At 56.7% G+C, this 254-nt stretch carries 1 protein-coding gene; it reads right to left on the reverse strand.

Features of this window, described 5'->3' with window-relative positions; all coding sequences use genetic code 11:
* On the reverse strand, positions 1-254 hold a 254-nt coding region (locus H6A07_RS09895), incomplete at both ends, for a hypothetical protein (RefSeq protein ID WP_440590000.1).

Genomic DNA, 254 nt, shown 5'->3' on the forward strand with positions numbered 1-254 from the left:
CGTCTACCTCGTACACCTCACAAGCCTCGTTAAGCCCAGGCCGCCTGCGGCGGTTGATGAGCTTATCCAGGTCAAAGGCGTTCTTCTTTTTATCGGCCTCAGCCGTGTACTTGTAGTTTGGATGCTGTTTCAAATCGTATTTGGACGAAAAGAACGGGGGCAGGCCCCGCAACTGCAAAATGCACTTGTCGCCCGGCATGGTAGCCAGCTCGCTGGGTGTCATCAGTTCCCGGCCCAGCCGCTGGGTGTTCTGG

Source organism: Olsenella uli (assembly GCF_016899935.1).
In the GTDB taxonomy this organism is placed as follows: Bacteria; Actinomycetota; Coriobacteriia; order Coriobacteriales; family Atopobiaceae; genus Thermophilibacter; species Thermophilibacter uli_B.